Origin of the sequence: Xenorhabdus entomophaga (assembly GCF_037996725.1) — a bacterium.
GTDB classification, from domain to species: domain Bacteria; phylum Pseudomonadota; class Gammaproteobacteria; order Enterobacterales; family Enterobacteriaceae; genus Xenorhabdus; species Xenorhabdus khoisanae.
This window is the reverse complement of the sequence record NZ_JBBMXH010000009.1, coordinates 12583-29694: the sequence shown is the minus strand read 5'-3', so window position 1 is coordinate 29694 and position 17112 is coordinate 12583. Positions and strand designations below refer to the sequence as shown.

The following is a 17112-nucleotide window of genomic DNA, read 5'->3' as shown; positions in this document are numbered from 1 at the left end:
CTGAGTCTGATTCTTCACTGAGAAAGCCAGAGGCTTCGCCATTAGTAATAGGAGAGGGACTTGTCTCACACTCAGCTAAAGCACTTGGCTTACCTAATCTGTACCATTTAGCGCGACTCATATCGTATGCTGCACCGTCCCACCATTGAGAATCTTCCACAGGTCCCTAGTGGATTTATTGCGCAATTATCTCAAGACCATATTAATACGATTAAACGTTGAACGGGCATTTATTGCTAATAATGTAAATTGCACTAACACATTGAATAATTGACTTTATTTTTAAGTTAGAACGCGTTTTTTTGTTGCTGTCGATCATGTCGTTGCGCTACGATTTCTCCCGCTTAAGGGCGGTTCTGGAAGGTGAGGTTAGCTTTTTCGACGATTGCATAACTTTGATATCAGCGCGAAACCAGAAACCTAAAAGCAGAGGCCGCCCAGTGCGGCCTTTTTATTTTTGGGAGAACTATGATTCAGAGAATTGCAGTGATCAGCACAATGAAAAAAACCGTTATGGTACGTGCTGTCTTTAAAGAGGGTGATTTGATTTTGGAAGACCGGAAAATACTTCCGCCAAAACGAAAAGCGATGCTGAACGAGCTATCAAAAGACATTCCGAAAATGGTAAAAGCCGGGTTTAAGGTGTTGGTGGACGAAATCAGCGGCGAAATTGCTCAGCATATCGGGGCCATCAATGTCAGGCTGAGCGACAAACACCATGATGGCCGTCCCGTTATTGTGGTTGCAACCGGTCGCTATAATGAGCTGAAACGGCAAGGCAGTATCATTTATCCCCCCAAGGGAAAAAACTTATACGAGATCTCGCCATCCCTTATTGATGTTGAATTCAATCCAGCGGGTGAGCCTGTCTATCGTATTGACTGGGAATCCCTTACATCCGAACATATCCTGATGCTGCTTGTTGTTTACAGCACCATGTTCAACAATGTGGCCTCTGATGCGTACATTAAAGCCATGCAATCCACAGCGGTAGATGAGCCCCCTTCCCGCTTAACATCGCTTTTTAATATTGTCAGTGCTTATGACAAAAAAGCCGAAAAAGAAACGGCCACATCAACATTAACCGGCACACGCATTGATAACAATACGGTGATCTTATGAGTGAATATTCACGACTGGATGACCGCTGTATTACCGATCCCATCATTCGTGCTTATCTACACCGCGAAATTATCGCCCAGTCTCAGTTATACGACCACGCGAGTAACATCTCATACACCATTAAACCCGATGAGGAATTTAGGGCCGATCTGGTGGCCTATCGGGTTTATAAAAATTCCGTTTTACGTTGGGTTGTCAGGCTGGTGGCGGGTCATGAAAGTGAATTGGAGTCCCTGCCGATAGGTGATAACCTCGCATTACCTTCTGCCGCCTGGATACGCGACAGGATCAGACACTATGCTGACACGCCCGAGGTAAGGAATGATTAAGATTAATTTTCCTCGCACAGAAACAGGTCGGTATGATACTGATGGTTTAATGCCAAAAGAATTTAACCGGCTATTTAATCAAATCACTAACGACCAGCAGGCCAAACGTCGCCGTAAGGTTGCACGGCTTCTCACCCCTTCTCTTTTAAAAAATAAAAGTTTTGATGATGTTATTGCCTTGGGAAAGAAGCGCGACGGGACGTTCTTCACAAAAGAAGATCTGAAGGCGTTTGAAAAAAACCGACAAAAAGTTCGGTCTGGATTCAATACTAACATCGCCGGAATTACCTATATCCAGCTGATAGCGAATTGCACCAATATTGACATCAAGCGGGCAAATAATGCGGTTGATGATGGTTCAGGCATCAAAATAGCTTCATTTATCGGTATGGAGCACAACGTTGCTATTATCAGCGTCACTGCGTCTGACAAGTCTAAAGACAAGCACCACCGCGTGAAGATCCGCTTTGAGGAATGGGATACCGCGATGGAAGACCTGTCAAAAAAAGAAAACAACACCGCCCGTGTAGTACGTCAGTTGTGTACTGGCCGAGTGTCATTTGATTGCGATTGTGGCCGTCATCATTATTGGTATCGCTATATTGCTACAGCGGGGAATTTCGCGGTTAGCCCCCCGAAAGAATACATCTACCCCAAAATCAGAAACCCGAACTTAAAAGGGGTGGCCTGTAAACACGTTATTCACGCGATGACCAGAATGCAAGCCGGAACATGGCAAATGCAGGTTGGCCGCCTGTTACAGAAAAATGCCCGTACCACCAGCTTTGGGGATGATAAGAGAAAGACAACTGAGTTTTTTGGGAAAGAACAACTAAAACAACTGAACAGAAACCGGAAAAGCAAAACCAGTCACAACGCGATAAAAAGTGAATACCGACGTTATCAACAACGCATGGAGGCACTGGAAAGAAAACTGACTCAAGATCCGAAGAAAATTGATGCCTTACGCTCACAGCTGAAGAAAGCGAAAAGGCTCACCGATTCACAACGTTTAAAACTGCAAAAGAAGCAGGAACAAATCAACCGAATGAAAGCCCAGGAACAACTGTTAAAACAGCAGCTGAAAGATGCTTTCAATCTGAAAAAACAATCCTTCATTGATGCGCTCATTATGTCAGGAAAGAATCAAGAACAAGCTGAAGCCGCATTTAACGAGTATATGAAAAAACAGATTAAGGGTAATAACGCATGAGCCGTTATGACGAATGGCTGGATGAGAGGCCAGACAATGAAATCACAGGAATGGGCTCCACTCCGCTACAGCCAACCACGCACATATCAGCGCAGGATGCTGAACTGGTGGATTTAGATGATATGCCACCGCCCCCCGCTACCGTGATGTTGGTCGAAAATGAGGACATAGCGGCACAAGCCGTTCTGCCACAACACCTGTCCACAAGAGAGCAAGACTTAAACCTGAGCCCACGATACAAAGGGCACACGCCCCTCAATGATCTCGTTCGTCAGGACTGGATAAAAATGATTGAGGAAGATCCAGACAGTTATGATGCTTTGTTATATCGCCCCCGGGATGATGCCCCCACAAAGGCGAATGACGATGGCCTTGAGATACCGGTTTTCACTGAGTTCAATAACCATCAAAGAGAACTTTCATACACCGATCCTCAAAAAGTGAAGGTATTGGACTGTCCTGACGAACGGGAATCATTTACTGCCGTTGATTCTGATGGCGATCAAGATGGCGGTATCGATGATTTTTTAGTTATCAGAGCCGCCGCGACAGGCGTATCGATAGGCTCAATATTTGAATGGAACGAAGAATTATCCGATGGTCAATTAGCCCGCCGATTTTGGTATGTGCTACGTATTTTCACGTATGGTACGGCATCCGTGGGTTCACTCTATTACTGCATACCGGCCAGAAATTTTAGTCAGTCAGCATTAGGAACAGACCATGAGCAAAGATGAAGGCCACGACATTTTAATGCGTATTAAGTCGCTGAAGCTGAACCCCATTGGCGAAAGGGAAGTCAGTGGATTTCGTGGCATTGATATTGCTGTCGGGAATCACATCGCATCAAGCCTAAAAGGGCTCAAAGTTAATCATCCAGATCTGCATAATCAGGGGTTCGTCGAGTTTATCAATCGCCCATCAAGCGATCAGGTTCTGCTTGGCCGTTTCGACGACATTAAAGATTTCATTAGAACCATGCGACAAGCGAAAGCCGGTAGAAAAAGCCAGTCAGATAACAAATATGCCAACCCTGAAGCCCTGCCTGTGATTAATCTCTCCCGCACGATGGATTATGATGTGATGCCGAACGACAGGCAGATAAGGCGGGATAGATACGGGGAAGTTTTTGAAGGTGATACGATCATTGCGGTGTTAGACGCACATCCAGTCAACCTTGTTTACGATATTTTTGTATTGTCAGCAGAGAAAGAGCCTTTATCACTCCTGTGTAATGCCATTGCTGTCCACTTTGCCAGTATGATTGCCACCAGCTTTCATGCGTCAGTCAAGATGGCCAATGCCGAGGTGGACATTGAATGTGCGTTCAATGCCGCCCGAGAAATTTCTTTTTCTGATGTATCATTGCCTGTCATGGAAGATCGCATTTTTGGTGCCAAAGCCAGTATAAAGGTACAGGCCGATATCATTATGGCACATGCCGTTGTTCCACAGCTTGAGAAAACCGTCGTCACCACCGCACAACGGACAATACGCAGAGACAGTCATGGTACAGCAATCTAATCAGTTTTTTTTACAGACTATTGAGATCAACGGTGAGGTATTACCGCGAGAATCTGTCACCTCTGTAGCGTATATAGAAATTGCCAAATTAGCAGCCCCGCTTTTACTACTGAATATCCGTGATGTGACCGGCTACGTTCTGGATAACATGGGTGTAAAAGAAGGTGCAGTGATCACGGTCACGCTTGGCGATCCCGGAGGGGAACAGGCATTATTTAAAGAGGATTTCTTTATCGTTTCTGCCCCACTCAATATGGATACCGTGACAATCACCAGCATCTCTACGGCCATGCGGACTCTTCTGATCCCCACCGGCACTCCCCGTTTTTTTGCCGATGCTGAACCAGAGAAGATTATTCGCACACTGGCAAAAGGATTAAAGCCGGTGACTGAGCCCTTTAACCGCCTTGGAACCTATCATTTAAACATGGGGCAAAAACCTGCCACCCTGGTTCGACAAGTGGCAAAAGATCATGGTGCGTTGGCATGGACGGCCAGAGGTAAAATCCATTTGAAGTCGATGAGTAACCTTATCAAAACAAAACCCGCTTTCACATACGAGTACAACAATCCTCAAGCGAAGTACCGCATAACAAAGCTGAGAAACCTTAATTCAGATTTCGCGGTTACAGCGTCAAAGCAGCATCGTTATGTCGGTTATTCCATGACGGATGGCTATCGTTCATTCGGGGATGCTTCACTGCCGGTGAAAATGGTATCTGATGCAGAATTAGGGACACTGCAAAACATGGGGCGAGTTCTGATCCCAAAGTTAGACATTGAATGTGCGGGAAATCCCGCGATTCAGGCGGGTTCCGTCATACAAGTGGTTATTCATCGTTATGATCCTGATAACCGCATTGATGAATCGATACCCAAGAATATGATTGTGGAGCGCGTGACGCAGTTTGAAGAACGTGTTGCCTACAGCACCAGAATGATTTTGGGGGTTCCCAGTGAATAATGCTATCTATGGTAGCCATCGGGCCATCATCGTCGCTACAGAGCACCCAGCGGGGCTCATGAAAGCAAAAGTGAAGCTGTTACCATTATGGGAGGGTGTGCCCGATGATGCTTTGCCGTGGGCTGAGTATCGCCTGTCAATTGGCGGTGCATTTACCCCCGCCGTGACAGGCGATCTGGTGTGGGTTGAGTTTCCTTATGGGGGCGACAGTCGCTACCCAATGATCAGCGGTGCAGCACAGGATGCCCCCAATGGTATCCCGAACGTCGCCCCGGAAGCATCCGGTCAAAGCGGAGCCTATACCCCCCCAGCCGTTGAAGGTGCCCCGCCCCTGCCGGTTTTATCGCCCACGAAAGACTTCGTGTATAAGCGCAATCACTTGCTTGTTATCCATACCGCTGGTGGCGGTATATCGATTACCAATATGGCAAGCGGGGCGTGTATAGGGATGAATGAAGCCGGTGATGTATTCCACCATGCTACCGGTGATTTTTTCCTGAATGTAGGCGGCAAAACGACAATAAAATCTCAGGGGGAAGTCATTGTTGAGAGTGCGACGGGATTCAGAGCTAAAGCACCCGCGTTCAGTTTTTCGCAATGAAAGTTGGGGTTCTAAGCCGGAATAACGGTAATATTGTTCTGGCCTGAATCGGGTAAAAGTTCAACATTCATTAACGGTGGTTCCAGCTTAGAACTCCATTTTGCCATTACATAAAATTCTAAATAATTTTTTATTTTTGTTACAATCGATACCCAAATGGCTAAATAGGTATCACTTTGATGTTCAAGGTTTTTAAAAACGCGCTCATCTACCAGTTATCACGAGACGTGCCAAACCTCACTGAAGATGAATTACGCGCCCTTATTCCGCATTTTGCTTTTTCTCCTTGTGGCCCGCATGATGCTTCCCGTATCGGCTGGTTGATGGATGATGATCGTCCAGCGATGTTTGTTCACGGCAATAACCTGCTTATCGTGGCCGAGAGAGAGAGTAAAGACCTCCCAGCCGCAATTATCAAAGAACACCTTCATGCAAAGCGTGATAAATTCGAGTCTGTGAAATGTCGCAAGTTACGCCGTACTGAAATAGCTCAAATCAAAGATGACGTTATCCAGGAACTGTTACCACGTGCATTCCCGAAGCGAAGTACCCTTCAAATATGGATTGACATTGATAACGGTTTAATCTCAATTGATACCACCTCCCCCCGTACAGCGGAGCATGTACTCGCACTTTTGCGCCGCACACTTGGCTCACTGCCTGTTATCCCTATTGCAACCGCAAATCCATTTAAACGGGTGATGACTGGCTGGTTAAAAGAGACGGATACCTTTCCGGCCCAATTACGCCTCAGTGAAAAGATAAAAAAAGCCGATCTGATTTATGATGATGGGGAAGTCCGCTTCAACAAAGAAGATATGCTGACCAACGATGAAGCCGTATCCATCCTGTTAGATCAAGGCCGTCAGGTTTGCACACTTGGCATTCATGTTAAGACGCAATTCGGATTTGATTTAGAACTCACCGATTCATGCAAATTCAAAAAACTCCAGTTTGGTGATGAATTTTCAACGCAAAATAATGCTGAAGAAGACGAGTTATCCCGCGAATATGCAGATTTCATCTTAATGGTGAATGAGCTACGCATTGCCTACAACATCATTTTTAATGCCATGGGTGGCTTGCTGAATGCAGGGAAGGACAATGTGTAAACCAGCCGTGAATGAATACAATCGCCCTTTTCTGAAGTGGGCGGGGGGAAAATATGCTGTACTCAAGCAAATCCTTCATCGTTTGCCTCACCGGAATCGCCTGATTGAGCCCTTTGTCGGGGGTGGCGCTGTGTTTCTGAATGCGGGGGGGTTTGAGCGTTACCTACTGGCAGATATTAACCGTGATCTGATTAATCTCTATCAGGTAGCCACCACCAGCAATGAAGTGCTGATCGATAAAGCGGAGTGCTTTTTTAAGCAAAACAAGTGTCAAGAAGCCTTTCTGGATGTGCGGGCAAAATTCAATGCCATGAGCTATACATCATTGGAACGGGCAGCGGCGTTTTTGTACTTAAACCGCCACTGTTTTAACGGATTGACCCGATATAACCGAAACGGAAAATATAACGTTGCCTATGGCCGTTACAAAAAACCGCCTTATTTCCCTAAAGCGGAGCTAACGCATTTTGCCTCCATTGCGCCCCGCTGTGAATTTTCCCATGCCCACTATAGTGACACGATCCGCCGTGCCGGAGCCGGAGATGTGATATTTTGCGATCCGCCCTATGAACCCCTGCCAGACACGACCGGATTCACAAACTATGTCGCGGGTGGATTCACATTCCAAGATCAATGCACACTGGCAAACGAACTGGTTCATGCTCATCAACGTGGGGCGCATATCGTCATGACCAATAGTTCAGCGCCAAAAATCCGTGAAATGTACGAGTCCCTGAGATTCAAAATACATCCGCTCAATGCGCGCAGAACGATAAGTTGTAAAAGTGCAACTCGTGGTGCAATAAGCGATCTCATTTGTTTTATGGAAGGTTAAACATGTCAGCCGTTGGTACTCAGAATTCGATTTGTTCCGGGCACGGTGGATTTCCGCCCCGCCCTTCATCTGAAGGTGAAGCTCTGGTAAAAATCAATGGTATTCCTGTGCTTGTAGACGGGAATGTATTCCCTGATCACTCTGATAGTAACAGTACGCATAATGGAACAGCCATCAGCACAAGACCTTGGTTTACGGTGAACGGGAAAGCCATTTGTTGTGTTGATGATCCGGTTTCGTGTGGCTCTATTGTGGTGTCTGGGGACGCTTCTTTTAAGGTGAGTTAATATGTTAGACAATGAAAAACAAATCGCCGCATTCAGGGCATTGGGCGCTGAAGGATTACACCCACCAGCCGCACTGACCATATCCAAATCGACAGCGGCCAGTGCCATCGAAAAAGCCTCATCGCTGCGTAAACTCGTGAAGAAGGAAACGACCTATCCAGCGTCAGTAACTCACGCCTTGAGCAAGATCACTGATGCGATCGGCAAATTAACGGTTTCTGCAAACGCGGCAAATGCGTTCCATAATGCAATCAATGGCTATCAAAATCCGTCCCAATTGATCCAAATGCGGATTGGCTGGACATGTTATTTAAAAGGCAACCTTTTACCTGACAGCACACCATTTCATTTGATTGAGGCTATTGCTGATACCAAAATCACCACCGTACAAAACCAGCTTGTTGCAGGCATCCAAACTGGCGATATCAAGGCGGCAATGGATGAGATCAATCCAATCTTGGCTAATAGCCTTGGGGCTGGTGGTCTTGTTTCAAAACTGACTGACGAGCAGACGAGCAGGCTTAACCACGCCACCGAAGCATTAGCACGTTCGCTGGACAGCCTGAATAAAGCAACGGAGGCCATTAATCGATTAGCAACTCAGGCTAATGATTCTGCCAATCACGCGCAAAAATCCTTTAGTGATGCCGTCAGCGTTTCAATCATTTCCGGTTTGATTGAAAGCCCTGTCATGATTGATGCCTTAAAAGCAGTGACGCCTGCATCTGTCATTTCTGCATTGTCATAGGGTCATAGGAGCCATCATGTTACTTGGCGGGATGAGTCCATTTTCTACCGTAAAATCACTCAAATTCGGCTGCATTGGCATGATACTGGGTGCTCTCTGTCTTGGTGGATATCTTGCCTACAGCAAATACGAAAGCCTCACAAAGAGCGTTACAGCGCTAAATAAGGCTAATTCTGTATTATCCCATGATAATAACAGCCTAAAAACCGTTATCGGTTCTCAAAATGAAAATATACGCCTCCTGAATGGTGATATTGCCGCACGCGATAACCGGTTAATTGAATTAGAAGAATCTCAGAAAAATTTAGAGAAAGAAATTAAGCAGCAACAAGAGGAAAGTAATAGTGCTATCAGACAATTTAAAACCATGCTGGCTCATGCTCAGTGCGCTAATCAGCGTATGCCTGATGACATTATCCGGTTGCAACACCAACGCACAGCCGACTTCAACCGGCGTTATGGTGGTTGAAAAGCGGATGGAAACTAAACGACCACCCGCTATAAAAGCGGTGATGTGTACCCTACCAGCCGACCACACGGCGCTTTGGGGGGATAATGTGGTTTATAATGAAAAAGTTAGGCGGTCGCTGGCAGAGTGTAATAATAAGAATCAACGAACAAATGAGATGAATGCGAAGCTATAACTGTCTCCGACAGGACTCGCAGCAAAGGTGTTAGCTATCATCCAAGACAACCCTAATTTCTATAAAGCTCTGGCTACGCACTGATTAGCCGTTGTGTCTACAAGTACTAAATCTTGTTCCTGATTTAGTACTCATTGAGATTAGGATTATTCGGTTGTCAATGTCTATGAGTAGAATTATGCTGATAGTATAAATACTGGTATTTATACTAAAATCAGCAATACCGATATTAGTCATTGAGTAACTCATTCAAACGTAATATCAGAGTTCGACGTTGCTTATATGTTAATCTCGACCAAATTTGATCAATTTGTTCTTTTAGCTCTACACCTTTCGCCAGTTCATATGAAGTAATACTGGTTTCACTGCCTGCTAAATTAGAAGGGAAATCTTTATCTTCTAAGTCAGCATAACAATCGGAAAAAAACCAGCTAATAGGCGTATTTAATTCACGGGCGATTATAGCAAGATAACCCACATTGATTTTATTGATCCCTTTCTCAAACCTAGCTACTTGCTGTTGGGAAAGGCCAATTCTTTCAGCCAAATATTGGGTTGTTACCCCCTTCTTTTTTCGCTGTTTTCTGATACGTTCACCTACATTTCTACAAATAGAATGAACCATAAGATCTCCCATAACTGCCTAAAATTAAGGTATTACTATCGATTTACTCTTTTATAGATATCAATTGTAGAAAATAATATCAATGTGACCTTTTTCATTTCATGGACTTTTTGGCAAAAAAATTTAACAAGATGCGATGGGTAACGACTCGCATTTCCCCGCTGTTTAAACCTATTTTATCTCTACATTATCTTTAGGCGGCGTTCGGGGAAATGGGCGTTTTACCCTTTTATCGGTTACTGGCTACACTTATTCTGGAATATTCATTAATGACGCTAAAATAAGGGCTGATTATGAAGAGTGATTGGCATCCCGCTGATATTGTAGCCGCAGTACGTAAAAAAGGGATCAGTTTATCTGAGTTATCACGCCGATCTGGTTTGAGTTCAGCGACGTTACAAAATGCTTTACACCGTCGCTATCCGAAAGGCCAACGGCTCATTGCAGAACATATCGGCGTGCATCCGTCAGAAATCTGGCCGAGTCGATACGAGGGAAAGATTCAGAAATAATGCAATAATAGGGACCGCCCCTTACCGGAACCGATCCTTATATAACCAACTGATTTAGCTTGGACTAATTTATTAAGGCCAAAAATGCACGGCCTGAAAGTGCGGCGGTTTTAATGTGTATCATCGCATCTCTCTTTATAACGAACTATCACGCCAATGGTAAAACATGTCATCCATCGTGGCTTTATCGCCCATTTTTTCTAGACACATCTCCTGAATCCCCTTACTGGCACTCCCTCCCCCTATTTCCTGTAAGAACGCATACATCTGGGTCGGCATCGACAAAGACGCAATTTTCGGGGTTTTCAAGGTGCGCTTCTTACCCAACTTCGGCCAAGGGATCTTCCCCATCGTTTTATCGTCCACATCACGCATACTGAAGCTAAACAAGAGCCTATTTTTGTATTCAAGCACAATTTCTTTCGCTGTTTCGCGCAAATCAGCATCGGTCAACACGGATTCAATATGTTGATGGATCACCTTTCTGTCGCGTGTGAAGTATAGATGACTCTGGCGACCGTTGTCATATGTCAGGTAAACGCGATAGCTCATAATTTCCTTATTTACTATTAACTCAATTAGACTAGATGCTGAAAATTCTAAATGATTTTTTTTGGAAAAAATACAAAAAAACACGGCGTTAGGATTATGGCGGGATATTGTAGTTAACCTATCCTAAGCACGTCGAAAAGCTGACTCCCGTATCTTCGCACTCTGAAAAGGGCCATTACGGTGAGTAATAATATTAAAGAATTCAAAGAGCGTCAGAAAGACGTAAATGAACGCGCTGCACAAGTCCTTTCGTTCGCAGCACATGCACAGTTCAGGGATGGTGTGTTCATCGACGATCCACAAGAACGTTACGATAGTATCTTAGCTGCGGCTAAAACTGTCCCGATGTTTGAAGGCGTCAATGCTGAATACGTTGGACAAGTTTCTAGTGCTTGGGCTGATAGTCTGGCGGAATACAGTGATCGCAATGGTCACTACCCCTCATCTGAAATTCTTGCTAACTGCCATCATGCGTGTGAACGCCTGATCTTGGAAGCGGCGGCGGAGAAACATGAAGGGGTCGGTGCCGCCATGTTCGAAAGTGTCAAAGCGGATATGTCCACCAGCGATGGTATTATGCGCCAGGCGCTTTTTGCGGCGCTGATCCTGCCGACGGCATTAGGCGCTTCCACAGGCGATGCCTGTACTTTCGTCCCGTGCGAACGTGACGAATCAAACGTCTATGAAGTCTTCAACGTGGCGGGTTCTAAATTTGGCTCCTATAACATCGGTGACGAACTGAACATGCAGTCTGCCGGTGTTTACTCACAAATGAGCCGTACCTATATTTTCCCCGATAAACAGCAACCTGATGGCACAAAAAAGTCCTTCAAATTCGAGTTGGCTGAGACTCAGGAAGGCCAGGGAATGCCTATCCGGGCGGGTCGCACGGTGCTGATGGTCAACCGCAAACGTTCTGACCGTGACAACAAATCCGGCAAGGTCTACTTTGACGGTCAGGATCATTCCGGTGTGACTTATTCCGTCACCGGCACGATTGATTATGCCAAAGGTGAGATCACGGTTGAATTTAATGGCGACAATATCCCAGCAAAAGGGACTGAGTTAGCCGTTGCGCTTGAAATTGATATTGAGAAAAAAGCCGACCTGATCCCATTGGTTAATCACGGGATGCGTAAATGGACGGTTGTACCGTCCCAATACGTACTGGCAGCGGAACACACCATCCAGTCGCTGATGGATGCTAAACGGGAATTTGGTCTGGATTTGGCTTCCATGCAATTCTCAGCCGTGCGCAGCTGGCTATCCCATGAAATTGACATGATGCGTCTACGCAAGATCGTCTTTCATACCATCCACGGCAGTGAATTTGATATTGCCTTGCCAACAACCCAGCAATGGGATTCCTACGTAGCGTTGCTGAAATCGGCCATCACGAACGAATCCACCCAAATGACCAACCGTACCAAAAAAACGGGGATTCGTGGCGGGTTTGCGGGGGGTGCTGCGGCTAACTTCATTAAATCTATGCCGGAAACTTACTTCAAACCTGCTGAAGGTTATGTCCAGTCTCCGCGCATTCAGTTCATCGGTACGCTGTTCGGCGTATACCGTATTTTTGAAGTGCCGGAAACGGTCTGTGAACAGCTGTCCAACGAAGGGTGTAAGTTTTCTGCCAACGACATTTTCTTCTACGGCCGTGGTGACAATATCGGCGATGCCGGTTTAGTTGCCGGTGATGCTGTTCCTGCCATTCCCTTTGTGCATCCAACGACAACGTCACTGATCAACCGCACCACACTGTGGGGTTCAGCGGTGAATGAAATTCACCCCAGAAACGGCGAGAAGTATTTCACCAAGCTCACGCTAACCAACACCAAGATTGGCGCTATCGATATGCTCACCGGCAAACTCATCACCGATGGTCATAGCGAAAGCCAGACAAATGCGACGTCTACAACCGTGGATAACGACAAAAAGAACGACAAAAAGAACGACAAAAAAAACCTTGATTAAATTTCATTGATTACGGCGCCAGAAATGGCGCCATAAGGAATAAAAATGAATAAAATTCCTTTCGCTATTGGTCAAGCCACCGGTGTTGCCATTATGCCACCCAACGCGGATGCCACATTTACAAATGCGACGGGCGGATCATCCGTTTTTGCCGGTGTGGTTGTTGCCAAACGGGGTAAGCCAAACACCGTACAATACGTCACACCGGATACATTGCAAAAAGTGTTAGGTGATCCGATCCATCCTCATGCAGGCCAACACTTTGAACCGTATCGCCATGTTTATCAGGCGTTAAACGGGGGTAATGGCTATATAGTGCGCGTCGAAACGCCGAACATGAGAATTCCGGTCATTGGGGTGGCTCAAGAAAGGGAATATGGCAAAGCGATCCCTTTCGCAAAAAATGTACCTCCCAGTGATGACATAGAACTAAACGATGACTCTTTCTTCGAAATCTATGTTAATGACGGTGATGCGTCCGCCAATCGCACGTTATCCTTGATTAAGGATGAAAACCAAAAAGGATTCTTTTTTACCCTCACGCTAAAAGAGACAGACAGTTTTGGTAAACAACACACACTAGATACGATTCAGGTATCGCTTCAGCCTGACGCTATTGATGATATGGGGCAACCCGCTTACTTACCTATTGCCCTGGAAAACAACACACATCGTTTACGTGCGGTTATGGGCAGTCGTGTATCGCGTTTTCCAGACTACTATCAGGGCTTCGAAGATCAGCCTTTTGTTGGCGGATCAGACGGTGACATGAGCAAGATCACCAGTGAAGCGTATGCACAAGCGATCAAGGCGCTCAGTGCTTCAATGGTGAATTACACCGCCATTTTATCATTAGGTTGTTATGACAGCACCGCCCTGTCCCAATTAGCTAAATTAGCTAATGATGTTCGTGTAGACATGTTTTGCGATTTGCCACCAGCGTCTATGCCATCTGACGCGATTAAAACGGCTCAGGAACAAGGATTTGGTAGTTACGCACATATTTGCCGTTACCATCTTCCTTACAGCTGCCGTGATACTTTCTCCGGTGCACAGGTCGTTTATGGCCTATCTGGTGATGCGTTTACCGCTAAAGCCAAAGGTGTTGCGATGGTGTCAGACGTAGGTGGCTATCATCTCTCACCCGCTGGGCAGTCACGCGGCGTATTGCTCCGACAAAACATCAAGCCACGTCCGGCGGCGGCTGACATTGACCGCGAACTCTACGCAGCGAGTGGGATCAATACCGTTGGTTTTGCCTCAGATGGCTCTGTCATGATCGATGACGCACTCACCACGTATGCCAAGAAAAACTACCTCCGATTCCAGCACGTCAATAGCACATTCAATGCGATTGCTCGCCTTGTTTATGACATCGGCAATGCGTTGAAACATGAACCGGATGGCATTACCCGACGTGGCCTAGAAAGGGAAATCCCTAAGCTGCTTGATCGCTTTGTTGCCTCTGAAGCATTAGTGGCACCGCGTAATGCGGCCAATGGCACCGCGCCATACGTTGTTACCGTCACACAGGATGAATTTGATATGTGGCATATCAGATACGAAGCCTGTCCAACCGGTGTATCACGCCGGATCGTAGCTGAACCGGTGTTAATCCCGTAATTAAGTAGGTGAGGAAAAATGAGTATGAGTAAAGGTCTTTTCACACGCGGAGCGCTGCTGACATCTCGTTTGAGGGCATTCGCCACTCCCGTGGGTCAGGTTGCGATGATGGAGTCCAATCAGGCCAAGATCGCTGGCAGCGCGGCTCAACCGGCGTCCCCAATGGGGGATAGCAACACATCAGAGGATATGCTGCTGGAAGCCGTATACAAAAAGGCAGAACAAGACTCTCGCGGGATTGCCGCCGCTGCGGTGATTGATTGGGTTCAAAATGGCGAGGGCACTTTCGATTCATTTGATGAATTCGCGCTGGGACTGGCCGATCTTCTTCAAGATAACGATGAAGCACTGACCGATGAGCAAATCGACGACTACAACATGTGGTTAGGGCTCATGGCAGATGCGGCAGTGGCTATGGGCGCAGATCAAAGCGACGTAACAGCCATGATCGACAACGCCGATGATGATGCCGCTGATGCCGTTCTTTCTGCCATTGATGTGTCACCAGACGACGAAGATAACATCATTGCTGAGTTTTCGGTCACCGGTGGCGATGAGGGGGCAATGATGGAAGCCAGCATCAAGGTCGTACGCGACGGAGTCGTTAAGTTGATCCGCAAACAGCCGCGTCCGCGTCGCCTCAGTGCGGCCCAAAAAAGTGCGTTGAAAAAAGCCCGCATGAAAGCCCAAACCGCGTCGGCCAAGAAAGCGCGTAAAAAATCCAACCTTGTTCGTAAAAAACGGGGTTTGTAACAACGATGCCACCCGCATTTTAGCTGGTGGTATAAGGGGAATTTCATGATTTGTGGTGCGGTCATGCCGGATGGTATCAGTCCATTTTTAAAGGCTTATATTACTAACGAAGACTCGATGGTTGTCGGCTATATCGGTGACGGTGCGACGGCAACGCTACAATCCCTCTGGGAATCACCTTTCGAGAATGATTCCATTGGTTCGATGGCGGGGATATCGACCATCGCCAATGGCGCACAGGTCATGACAGACAGTACCTCCATCACCCGTATTAACTCATTAATGGTTTGGCAAGGTCAAAAACCGCCGCAAATCACCCTGCCTTTGCATTTTATGGCGAAGCAAGACGCTCAGATTGAGGTCCAGTCAGCCATTATGACGTTATTGCAAATGGCCTCGCCTGAGTTGGGAGTGGCAATGCCCGGAGGAAGACGCCCTGAACCCGTGGTGATCGATATAGGACGCCGGTTAAAACTCACTGATGTTGTAATTCAGGAAGTAAACTTCGAACTCGATGCACCTAAAACGGCTGAGGGGTATTACACACATAACACGGTGACACTTTCGCTCTCCGGTATGCAGGTTCAGAACAGATCAGAAATTCCTTACATGTTTATTTGATGGAGTTAATTAATGGCTGGATTCAGTAATAGTAAAGCGAATAAGGCGTTTTTGAAAAAACGTTTTAACCAATCCAAAGCGGCGGGTGAACGACTCATCGGCGCGGATTATTGGATGGTAATCAAAGGCTACGAACACCTCTCTATCCTTATTCGTACTACACAGCTCGGGGAGTTTACCCGGGAAGACGTTGAGGATTATGCGCCTTCCGGTATCAAAATCAACCAGCACGGCGTATTTAGAAATCAGGGCGAATTTCAGTTTCAGTGTGCAGAAACCATTGAAGGCGTTGTGTTGGCCGCAGTCAAAGAATGGGTGTTGGAAAAAGCGTATATCGACATTGATATTTACCTCGCCAGTGAATCGAAAGGTGGTGGATCAGGCAATCCCATTCGTTCATATGAAATGGTGAAGTTGTACTGTGACGCCGTTGATCTGGCGTCTGAAGATATTACGGCGGTTGTTCGCCCTTCTATGCGTGCTGTGTACAACTGGCAGGAATAATAAATGACACCGATGCAACTCTTAGATTCTGTTAAAACGCGATTCAGGCCACTCCTTGTTGTGGAAGAAAACACGCTAAAAGGGATGCTGGTTAAGGCACTGACCGAATATCAAGATCGCGCAGGACTCATTAAACGGATTTATTTAGCGAAAGAGGCAGGGACATCCCTGCCCTATCCTGATGATTATCTTGAGTTAGTCCATGTCATTGATAACCGTAGCTCACTCGTTTTTGCCGAGCCTTATGCCGATCAGCTACAGCTTGATTTACTGGGCGGTGAACGCTACCCGTTGACGTTAGTGTATCTCGCCAATATGCGGGATTGTGATTTAGATAATTGGGTTATTCCCCCCAGCCTCTGTGGTGTACTGGAAAACTACCTGGAGTGCCTGATCGATATTCAAAACACGGAACGTAAGCGGCGAGTGTCGGTATCAGGCAAACTTGATGTTAGTCACCTTCCTGATGAAACCACGCTGTATCAACGTAAAATTGATCTGGAAGACAAAATGTCGTCCAACAGAGCCATTATCACCGGTGCCAGCTTAATGCCGTAAGGAGACGA

22 protein-coding genes are annotated in these 17112 nt (G+C 46.3%); 20 read left to right on the top strand and 2 right to left on the bottom strand.

Going from position 1 to position 17112, the window contains the following annotated elements:
• Nucleotides 1-468 precede the first annotated feature (468 nt).
• The 13 genes from AAC854_RS03090 (at nt 469) to lysC (ending at nt 9379) form a co-directional block, all read left to right on the top strand.
• Entirely contained in the window at nt 469-1122 is a 654-nt protein-coding gene (locus AAC854_RS03090; protein ID WP_273549170.1) for a hypothetical protein, read from the top strand.
• Nucleotides 1119-1451, top strand: coding sequence for a baseplate protein (locus AAC854_RS03085; RefSeq protein ID WP_273549169.1), 333 nt, complete (start codon nt 1119-1121; stop codon nt 1449-1451). The genes AAC854_RS03090 and AAC854_RS03085 overlap by 4 nt, the downstream gene beginning before the upstream one ends.
• Complete coding sequence (locus AAC854_RS03080) at nt 1444-2664, top strand: phage tail protein (RefSeq protein WP_340615841.1); 1221 nt, start codon at nt 1444-1446, stop codon at nt 2662-2664. The genes AAC854_RS03085 and AAC854_RS03080 overlap by 8 nt, the downstream gene beginning before the upstream one ends.
• Nucleotides 2661-3401, top strand: coding sequence for a hypothetical protein (locus AAC854_RS03075; protein ID WP_273549167.1), 741 nt, complete (start codon nt 2661-2663; stop codon nt 3399-3401). The genes AAC854_RS03080 and AAC854_RS03075 overlap by 4 nt, the downstream gene beginning before the upstream one ends.
• Entirely contained in the window at nt 3388-4188 is an 801-nt protein-coding gene (locus tag AAC854_RS03070; RefSeq protein WP_340615840.1) for a hypothetical protein, read from the top strand. The genes AAC854_RS03075 and AAC854_RS03070 overlap by 14 nt, the downstream gene beginning before the upstream one ends.
• Nucleotides 4172-5152: a tail length tape measure protein gene (locus tag AAC854_RS03065; RefSeq protein WP_340615839.1), complete on the top strand. Its 981-nt coding sequence runs from the start codon at nt 4172-4174 to the stop codon at nt 5150-5152. The genes AAC854_RS03070 and AAC854_RS03065 overlap by 17 nt, the downstream gene beginning before the upstream one ends.
• Nucleotides 5145-5753, top strand: a complete 609-nt coding sequence (locus AAC854_RS03060; RefSeq protein WP_340615838.1) for a baseplate protein — start codon at nt 5145-5147, stop codon at nt 5751-5753. The genes AAC854_RS03065 and AAC854_RS03060 overlap by 8 nt, the downstream gene beginning before the upstream one ends.
• A gap of 179 nt (nt 5754-5932) precedes the next feature.
• A complete protein-coding gene (locus tag AAC854_RS03055) occupies nt 5933-6865 on the top strand; it encodes a recombination-associated protein RdgC (protein ID WP_340615837.1) in 933 nt (310 codons plus the stop codon).
• On the top strand, nt 6858-7700 hold the full coding sequence (locus AAC854_RS03050; protein ID WP_273549162.1) for a DNA adenine methylase: 843 nt from the start codon (nt 6858-6860) through the stop codon (nt 7698-7700). Before AAC854_RS03055 ends, AAC854_RS03050 begins: the two co-directional genes overlap by 8 nt.
• A gap of 2 nt (nt 7701-7702) precedes the next feature.
• Nucleotides 7703-7987, top strand: coding sequence for a PAAR domain-containing protein (locus AAC854_RS03045; protein WP_273549161.1), 285 nt, complete (start codon nt 7703-7705; stop codon nt 7985-7987).
• 1 nt (nt 7988) lies between these two features.
• Nucleotides 7989-8735 carry a hypothetical protein gene (locus AAC854_RS03040; RefSeq protein ID WP_340615836.1) on the top strand — a complete coding sequence of 249 codons (747 nt, stop codon included), beginning with the start codon at nt 7989-7991 and terminating at the stop codon, nt 8733-8735.
• 16 nt (nt 8736-8751) lie between these two features.
• A complete protein-coding gene (locus AAC854_RS03035; RefSeq protein ID WP_273549159.1) occupies nt 8752-9204 on the top strand; it encodes a hypothetical protein in 453 nt (150 codons plus the stop codon).
• Nucleotides 9113-9379 carry an Rz1-like lysis system protein LysC gene (gene lysC / locus AAC854_RS24190; RefSeq protein WP_420497875.1) on the top strand — a complete coding sequence of 89 codons (267 nt, stop codon included), beginning with the start codon at nt 9113-9115 and terminating at the stop codon, nt 9377-9379. Before AAC854_RS03035 ends, lysC begins: the two co-directional genes overlap by 92 nt.
• Before the next feature lie 229 nt (nt 9380-9608).
• Here lysC and AAC854_RS03030 read toward each other — a convergent pair whose 3' ends face one another.
• Complete coding sequence (locus AAC854_RS03030) at nt 9609-10004, bottom strand: helix-turn-helix domain-containing protein (protein WP_340615835.1); 396 nt, start codon at nt 10002-10004, stop codon at nt 9609-9611.
• A 293-nt stretch (nt 10005-10297) separates the two neighbouring features.
• On the opposite strand from AAC854_RS03030, the gene AAC854_RS03025 reads away from it, so the two are divergent.
• On the top strand, nt 10298-10516 hold the full coding sequence (locus AAC854_RS03025) for a helix-turn-helix domain-containing protein (protein WP_340615834.1): 219 nt from the start codon (nt 10298-10300) through the stop codon (nt 10514-10516).
• 135 nt (nt 10517-10651) lie between these two features.
• On the opposite strand, the gene AAC854_RS03020 is transcribed toward AAC854_RS03025, so the two are convergent.
• Nucleotides 10652-11068 (bottom strand): hypothetical protein, encoded by a 417-nt coding sequence (locus tag AAC854_RS03020; protein ID WP_340615833.1) that lies wholly within the window; start codon nt 11066-11068, stop codon nt 10652-10654.
• A gap of 282 nt (nt 11069-11350) precedes the next feature.
• On the opposite strand from AAC854_RS03020, the gene AAC854_RS03015 reads away from it, so the two are divergent.
• Genes AAC854_RS03015 through AAC854_RS02990 form a run of 6 tightly spaced genes read left to right on the top strand, consistent with a single transcriptional unit; the run spans nt 11351 to nt 17104 of the window.
• The gene (locus AAC854_RS03015; protein ID WP_340615832.1) at nt 11351-13045 is read left to right on the top strand and encodes a capsid protein; all 1695 of its coding nucleotides are present in this window, start codon (nt 11351-11353) and stop codon (nt 13043-13045) included.
• Between the two features lie 45 nt (nt 13046-13090).
• On the top strand, nt 13091-14668 hold the full coding sequence (locus tag AAC854_RS03010; RefSeq protein ID WP_047961732.1) for a hypothetical protein: 1578 nt from the start codon (nt 13091-13093) through the stop codon (nt 14666-14668).
• A gap of 24 nt (nt 14669-14692) precedes the next feature.
• On the top strand, nt 14693-15421 hold the full coding sequence (locus AAC854_RS03005; protein WP_340615831.1) for a hypothetical protein: 729 nt from the start codon (nt 14693-14695) through the stop codon (nt 15419-15421).
• A gap of 45 nt (nt 15422-15466) precedes the next feature.
• The gene (locus AAC854_RS03000; protein WP_084728505.1) at nt 15467-16042 is read left to right on the top strand and encodes a hypothetical protein; all 576 of its coding nucleotides are present in this window, start codon (nt 15467-15469) and stop codon (nt 16040-16042) included.
• Between the two features lie 12 nt (nt 16043-16054).
• Entirely contained in the window at nt 16055-16546 is a 492-nt protein-coding gene (locus AAC854_RS02995; RefSeq protein WP_340615830.1) for a baseplate protein, read from the top strand.
• Between the two features lie 3 nt (nt 16547-16549).
• Nucleotides 16550-17104: a hypothetical protein gene (locus AAC854_RS02990; protein WP_340615829.1), complete on the top strand. Its 555-nt coding sequence runs from the start codon at nt 16550-16552 to the stop codon at nt 17102-17104.
• Nucleotides 17105-17112 lie beyond the last annotated feature (8 nt).